The 6,661-nt window shown below is 48.8% G+C and carries 9 protein-coding genes; all 9 read right to left on the bottom strand.

Going from position 1 to position 6,661, the window contains the following annotated elements; all coding sequences use genetic code 11:
• Positions 1-528: KilA-N domain-containing protein (locus tag VGM55_RS14395; protein ID WP_331635849.1), on the bottom strand; the 528-nt coding region annotated here is incomplete at its 3' end.
• Positions 529-759: 231 nt separating this feature from the next.
• Positions 760-1,293: a hypothetical protein gene (locus VGM55_RS14390; RefSeq protein WP_414648271.1), complete on the bottom strand. Its 534-nt coding sequence runs from the start codon at positions 1,291-1,293 to the stop codon at positions 760-762.
• Position 1,294: 1 nt separating this feature from the next.
• Positions 1,295-1,432 (bottom strand): hypothetical protein, encoded by a 138-nt coding sequence (locus VGM55_RS14385; protein WP_331635847.1) that lies wholly within the window; start codon positions 1,430-1,432, stop codon positions 1,295-1,297.
• Positions 1,433-1,645: 213 nt separating this feature from the next.
• A complete protein-coding gene (locus tag VGM55_RS14380; protein WP_331635846.1) occupies positions 1,646-2,056 on the bottom strand; it encodes a structural protein in 411 nt (136 codons plus the stop codon).
• A complete protein-coding gene (locus tag VGM55_RS14375; protein ID WP_331635845.1) occupies positions 2,053-2,385 on the bottom strand; it encodes a phage holin, lambda family in 333 nt (110 codons plus the stop codon). The genes VGM55_RS14380 and VGM55_RS14375 overlap by 4 nt, the downstream gene beginning before the upstream one ends.
• A 143-nt stretch (positions 2,386-2,528) precedes the next feature.
• The gene (locus VGM55_RS27515) at positions 2,529-3,620 is read right to left on the bottom strand and encodes an RHS repeat-associated core domain-containing protein (RefSeq protein WP_414648270.1); all 1,092 of its coding nucleotides are present in this window, start codon (positions 3,618-3,620) and stop codon (positions 2,529-2,531) included.
• A 357-nt stretch (positions 3,621-3,977) separates the two neighbouring features.
• A complete protein-coding gene (locus VGM55_RS14365) occupies positions 3,978-5,015 on the bottom strand; it encodes an RHS repeat-associated core domain-containing protein (protein ID WP_331635844.1) in 1,038 nt (345 codons plus the stop codon).
• A gap of 156 nt (positions 5,016-5,171) precedes the next feature.
• Positions 5,172-6,272 (bottom strand): RHS repeat-associated core domain-containing protein, encoded by a 1,101-nt coding sequence (locus tag VGM55_RS14360; protein WP_331635843.1) that lies wholly within the window; start codon positions 6,270-6,272, stop codon positions 5,172-5,174.
• On the bottom strand, positions 6,265-6,661 hold a 397-nt coding region (locus VGM55_RS14355; protein ID WP_331635842.1), incomplete at its 5' end, for a hypothetical protein. The genes VGM55_RS14360 and VGM55_RS14355, both read right to left, overlap by 8 nt.

Below are 6,661 nucleotides of genomic sequence, written 5' to 3'. Positions count from 1 at the left end.
CTCCATGTCTGGAATAGAAATTTGAATTTCCTGAGCCAGCAACCGGCGTTCTGCTTCAATTTCTTGCTTCTCGCCACCCACGCCCCAGTTATTCATTATGCGGGCAGCGGTACTAACGCGACGTTTCTTTGACTGGTATTTGAGTTCAAGCATGTTTGCCTGAGCAAATTTCCCGATCTGACCAAGGATCACACTTCGGAATGTTTGATACACCTTCAACTCAAAGGCCGGAGAGAGCCATGCAGCATATCGCAATGCGATGAGCTCATGCGCCCATGTTCCCCGCTCAGCACCACCATGAACCGTTCTAAGTATCTGATTTTGTTCCAAGGAGCTTTTTAGCTCCCTGGTTACCTCATCAACATACTCCCTGATCCCATCAGCTTTAAGGAACTTACTGGGCTTTTGCCAGGGCTTCGCTTTCTTTGCTGCTACAGCTGCTTTATGCAAATCGTTCAGGTTACAGGTGCCGAATTCCGTATTCCGGACTGGCATATTTTCAACAACGATATTTGCCGGGTATTGCATGGTGATTTCCTTCAGAAACGAGCCCCGTTGCCCGGAAACGACGCCCACAGAGAGGTCACCACCTTTAGCGGCGTTCCTCCGGGGCAGGTTTCCGGAAGACTCTGTGATAGATATGCGCCGGGCATGGCGCTTTGACTTCAGGCGTAAAAAAGCCCGACCGAAGTCAGGTTCTGTTATCAGGGGTGAAGAATCACTTCAGGCACTGCTGCCTGATGTACTCCTGCAGCACGACTATTGCGAGGCTCTGGTTTTCTCAATATCCCGTATGCCTGCCAGCTGGTGGTTTGCCCTGTCGATGGCGGCCAGCAGCGGCTTGATCCAGAGTACAGCCTGGCAATATGTCAGGCTGCCGGTGGTAACGGGGGTAACACTGGCTGCATCAGCGCCGCCGGGATCGGCGTGCATTGCACCGGCACGTAAACCATTCGCGTAGTCGAGCAACCCACCAGCAACGTCAGCAGGCACAGGCACATCACAGGTTTTGTCACGGCGTATAATCTCCCGGTATTCGATAACCGTTTTTTCGGTACCGGCATCAATCAGTGAATTGTTGCGGCTGGCGTACTCAGCGATCTGGTTAAAGCGGTTAATATTGAAAGCCTGTGTGGCAATAACCTGCCGATGGCCCTCGACGTCCTTCAGGGCATCATCAGCCCGTTTTTGCGCTTCCAGAAATTTGCTATGGTAATGGCAGGCTGACAACGTAAGCCCCCCCACCAGGCACACGACAAATACCAGCAGCATGATTTGGGTTCGATTTAACATTTCACCACCAACGGATGGCGTTAATTAGTTGGGCAATACCATAAAGAACCAGGCATAATGCCGCCGCTTTGATAACCCAGGCGGTAGCAATACCAATTTCCCTTGTAACAGGGGCTTCAAGTTCAAGGCCGTTTTTCATTGTCAACCTCAGTAGAATTCTTTTATACTTTCCCACAGGGAATAAGCCACCCTAAACACTTCACATGTTCTCCCTTGCCTCATCAGGGTGTAGAAACAGAAAACCCCGCCTGTTTGCCGCAGTCGGTTTTTTTGCTATTTATCATCAGTGGTTTTAGATTCTGCAGACTTTAATCCTGTGCGTCCGCGAGACGTGCTCGCATTTTTCAGCGGATTATTCCGCCAGACTGACAGCGTGCACCAGCACATCAACCCCATAGGGTTGCTGGCCGTTCTCATGCTTAATGATGGCTTCCACCAGCGGGATCACGATTCTGCTGTCCATCACATCAATTCGCTGGTCTGCCGGAACGCCAACAGCCTGCGTCACGCTGCTGATATAGGCTTGCGTATCGTTCTCACTTGTTGGTGCCCAGCGGTTGATAATGCCGGAAACCGTGTTGAGGCCATGCTTACGCTGATAGTTACGCAGAATAATCACCATCGCCCTGATGCCGTATTCCGGTGAAATAAACTGGCAGAATGATTTGTCCGTTCTCTGCGCTGTCGGCACCAGACCTTTCCAGTCGTCACCCCAGCGAATGTTACCGGGGTTGTGGTTTCGTACACCGCGGCTGACTTTCATTTTCCTTGCCCAAGACGGTTATCAATAAAACGCAGTGCAAATGCCCGCAGAACATCGACACCAATAAAACCAATACCACCGCCAATGGCAACCGACAGTGAACGAGGCCAGGCCAGATATTCAAGGGCTGAGGCAACGGTGAGCGTCAGCGCTCCGCACAGTAGCCCTTCCAGCACCATTTTTCGCCAGCCACCACCGGTATAAGCGATACGCAGGGCTGCCATCCCTACCGCAATCAGAACCGCACCTACGGGAGTTTCTCCCCGCCACCAGCGATTAAGTATTTCCAGCCAGTCCGGCCAGGTATCGGGAGTATTATTCATTGACATGATTCCTTGACCTGCAGCAAAAGCAGGTCTGTTTTCAAAACAAGGTCAGGCTTCCGGGACTGATTAACATAATATGTGTAGGGAATGATTCCCGGAGCCTGAAAAATAAAAATGGCGTGTTCCGTGTGGGAAGGCATTATAAATCACAAACAGATAATATAATCCATCGCCTCAGGCCAGTACTTATTTTGACGCGAAGTCACTGACTTTGCCTCCAGACCAAACTGGTCCATAATTCGCATTGTGGATTTCCCGTTTGGAGTTTGAAAAAATGCGGTAAAGAGCTCATCACCCGTTTTTCCCTGCGTCATTCTAAGGGTATCGGCATTTGTCACACCATCTCTGATTATCCGCTCAGGAAAAACGCCCTCAAACCCATGTTTTGTTGAAATGGTTTCATATTGAAAGCGTGCAATATCACTTGCAAAATAAGGGACATCCTTATCCTTTCTCATATTACTCAGAAAAACCCATTTATTTTTTTTGAAAACGTTTATAAAACTATTATTATCGGTTGCCTTAAGGTCTATCGATTCCATCTGGTAAAGCTCCATATCGCCCCCCTCCGTCCTGTGAAAAAAATTCTCCTTATCTGCAATATAATTCCTGACTCTTTCCCATGAACGCTCAGCTCTTGTAAATGAAGAGCTGGCTGGCCTCACACCACCAATAGCCCCCCTGCCGCTCAGCCCAGTAGTTTTGATATTACCCAGTCGTTGACGCAATCCAGCTGTCGCCTTATTCAGACCAGCCCCAATCCCTGTGCCAAGAGAGACTATGCCTGCAACAAAGGATATCCACCCCAGTGCTGTTGAAGCCTCCGGGTTACTGTCCTCTGACGCAGCACTTGCAATCCCGGTGACATCCGCCACCAGTGCAGCAGTGCCAACAACCAGTGAGACCGTCGATGCCCCGGCCAGGGCCGCACTGATACTGCCTGCAGCTGCAATAGATGCTCCGCCGGTAAATATTGCCCCGAAAATACTCAGAATACCAAGCCCAATCCCCAGACCGGCTTGCCAGCTCATATGCCCTGTCGGGTCAGACCGGTTCACGGGGTCCCCTGCACAGTAAGCATAGGTGTTTATACCACCAGCACCGAAAGGACTCCAGCTATCGGGGCGGGTAAAGCGCATCAGAACCGGGCTGTAGGCCCGATAACCATTACCCAGATGATAGGTTTCGCTCACAGGGTCCAGACGCTCCCCGTTAAAAGCCACAACACAACCTGCCATAAACAATTCTCCTTTTCTCAATAGTCTCGAATTTTTAATTTACAGCACTGCCCTTAGGCAGAAGATTATTCACACCAGACTACTCGCCCTGAGCGATCAATATCTGTTTATTGCTCCCGACACCCCGGCAAAACGCTCTGCCCGGCCTATGGCGGAACGACATCGCCCACTGTATAACGGCCTGAATGCAACAGCAGGTTAATTTTTCAAAATAAGGTCAGGCTTCCGGGACTGATTAACATGATATGTGTCGAAGATAATTCCCGGAGCCTGAAAAAAAATAAGACTACCAGTAAGGTGGTCTGTTTTACTAGAGCTCGTTAATTCTGTATTAAGATATATTTAACAATATAGAAATCAAGCCATAGCTTCCCCTCCCCATGAAGTGGGGCCTGCAATGCTGAAACTATCCGAGAATGGAGCTTGCCGAAAAAGGTTATTATTAATATCAGAACGATTACTGATATAACCCATTTCAATCATTTCATGAGCATTATACTTCCCGGACCTGATAAACGCTGTGTTATGTTCAACATTAGCCATATGTCTGGGCTCCAGAGGCTGGGAAAACTCTTTAGCTTTACTAAGTTTTGCGTATTCAAAGTATTTTCTGTTCAACAACGTTTCATGTTTACCAGACAAAGGAACTGCCACTCTTAATTCCTTGCTATATTTAGGAATTACACCACCGTGAATGCGTTCAGTGCCTCTGTGCCCTGCAAGATCGTGGTATTCGCGGTTTCTGCCCCACAATCTCACACCGAGTGACTTAGTTTCGTTTCTTTTCCAGTAAGTCACCCCCATTGCCTTACGCACCTCTTTCTCGTACCTGTATCCCTCCCTCATCAGTCCGGGACCTAATTTATACATCTGTCTGCCCAGGGTAAATAGGCTACGCACGGAGGTTAAACTCATCACCAGTCCCAGGGTGGCGCCAGCAAAATTCATGATATCAGCAGTCTTCCACTCCTCTGGCAGAAGAGGATTTTTATCAGTAATACCAGCTTTAGCTATAGTAAATATATTCATTCCAATCCCCATTGCACCACCGATTACAGACAAAGGTGTCATTGTAGCCAGCCCCGCTGCGACACTTCCTGCCATAATCACTGGTGCAACGAAAGAGGCAATGCCAGTAACCAGACCAATTGCCGACGCAAGCGTTAACATCACGCCGAGAATACTCATATGCCCTGACGGGTCAGCCCGGTTAATCGGATCATCCTTACAGTAAGCATAAGGATTAATGCCTCCCTCAGCAAAAGGACTCCAGCTGTCCGGACAGATAAACCGCATTAATACCGGGCTGTAAGCCCGGTAGCCATTACCCAGGTGGTAAGTTCCGCTCACAGGATCCAGCCGTTCACCGTTAAAAGCCGCAACACAACTCTTCATGAATATCTCCAGCCTGTTTGTGGAATGTTAATGTAAGTGCTTTAGAGAAATTAATTACAAACTTATTGCAGTAACTTTCCAGCAATAAATTTAAATCATACTCCCTTGAGTCAGGTCGACAATCTAACCTGGCGTTTGTTTTTTCAACAAAACCCGTTAATCAATACCATAAAGCGTATGAAGATGAGGGCCAGGCTCAAAAAGTTCACTGGCTGCAAATTCATATGTTCTGCGCCCGTCAATTGTGACTCTTCTTTGAGTTCTTGGCAAATATCGCTCACTGGTTATTGGGATATCAGAATTAAATTTCTCGACACGCATCGTCAGTATTTCATTATTTCCATATCCGACAACCGGGCGTTCAAGAGCATCAGATAAGCGCGGCGCATTTTTATTACTGAAGCAGGAAAATAAATGAAGCGGTTTCGATTCCCCCCCAAATGTGGCAAGGTCTATTTTGTATTTTTCTTTAACAAATGCAGCAAAAGAGTCCATATCCGTAAAAAATCTGTTCTCAGGCAGGCTAAGTACGCCAGAATTCCCATGTAATCGTATCCCCGGCTCCCCGGTCCCTGCGATATTGGTATACACGGATTCCAGAACTTCGCGATCTACAATTTTGTTATTTTTAGTTATAGCTTTTATGTTAAAAGCTCTTCTAAAAAATAACGGCTGAGCCGATTCAGGGTGCAAATTAACGTTAATTTTACTTCTCTGGTAAGCCCGAACTCGTTGCTGTAACCCGGTAGCGGATTTCATCAGTCTTCCGCCTAACAAGCTACCAAGAGACTTAGCCTGAGGAGCCAGCTTACCGACAGCAAAGGCGCCAACACCACTCAGTATACCCAGAGCAAACCCGGCCCAGCCAAGCCCGGCTGCGGTTTTAGGGTCACTCACCAGCTCCGAAGCAATTCCAAGCCCCACAGAGGCCGCTCCTGCAAAAACCGATGCCACGGATAAAACAGCCGCCAGTGATGAGCCCCCGGTAAATGGCGTGAACAGGATTCCCAGAAAACCAATAACAGCACCGATAGCACCGCCAACACTGAAATGCCCTGTAGGGTCAACCCGGTTAACAGGGTCGCCGTCACAGTAAGCATAGGGATTAATACCCCCTTCACCAAACGGACTCCAGCTGTCGGGACAGATAAACCGCATTAGTACCGGGCTGTAAGCCCGGTAACCATTACCCAGATGCGTCGTACCTGTAACAGGGTCGAGACGCTCGCCATTAAATCCCAGTACCATGTCACTCATCGCGGTTCTCCTCTGATGCCTCAGCAACACTGTCACCTGCGCTTACATCAGTGCGGTAACCGTAAGGCGTATACTGATACTGCTGATTTTTACCCTCCACCTGCGCGGCAATTACGGAGTTTTTGGCATCAGTCCCGATTAATGACGTGGTCGATGTGCTGCCATCCTGATTAATCTGGGCAATATTACTGCCACCGGCATAGACCAGGCGTACACGGTTGTCCTTCGCCGCATCCTGAGCCTGCCCTTCCGGTGTCAACCATTCATTCGCCAGTTTATTACCCCGGTAGTACAGGCGGTGCAGCTGCTGCGTTTTATCCACTATCTGCCAGCAAAGACGGTTGGAAGCGTCGTAGCCGTAGCGACCGGAGCCCTTTTCGCTGATGACC

Origin of the sequence: Cedecea sp., from assembly GCF_036500665.1 — a bacterium.
Taxonomy (GTDB): Bacteria; Pseudomonadota; Gammaproteobacteria; order Enterobacterales; family Enterobacteriaceae; genus Cedecea.
This window is presented reverse-complemented; position numbering and strand designations above follow the sequence as displayed.

What these genes read in the sequence shown, in the direction of transcription:
- VGM55_RS14390 (WP_414648271.1), bottom strand. Translation starts at nt 1,293, where the DNA reads ATGTTAAATCGAACCCAAATCATGCTGCTGGTATTTGTCGTGTGCCTG.
- VGM55_RS14385 (WP_331635847.1), bottom strand. Translation starts at nt 1,432, where the DNA reads ATGAAAAACGGCCTTGAACTTGAAGCCCCTGTTACAAGGGAAATTGGT.
- VGM55_RS14380 (WP_331635846.1), bottom strand. Translation starts at nt 2,056, where the DNA reads ATGAAAGTCAGCCGCGGTGTACGAAACCACAACCCCGGTAACATTCGC.
- VGM55_RS14375 (WP_331635845.1), bottom strand. Translation starts at nt 2,385, where the DNA reads ATGTCAATGAATAATACTCCCGATACCTGGCCGGACTGGCTGGAAATA.
- VGM55_RS27515 (WP_414648270.1), bottom strand. Translation starts at nt 3,620, where the DNA reads ATGGCAGGTTGTGTTGTGGCTTTTAACGGGGAGCGTCTGGACCCTGTG.
- VGM55_RS14365 (WP_331635844.1), bottom strand. Translation starts at nt 5,015, where the DNA reads ATGAAGAGTTGTGTTGCGGCTTTTAACGGTGAACGGCTGGATCCTGTG.
- VGM55_RS14360 (WP_331635843.1), bottom strand. Translation starts at nt 6,272, where the DNA reads ATGAGTGACATGGTACTGGGATTTAATGGCGAGCGTCTCGACCCTGTT.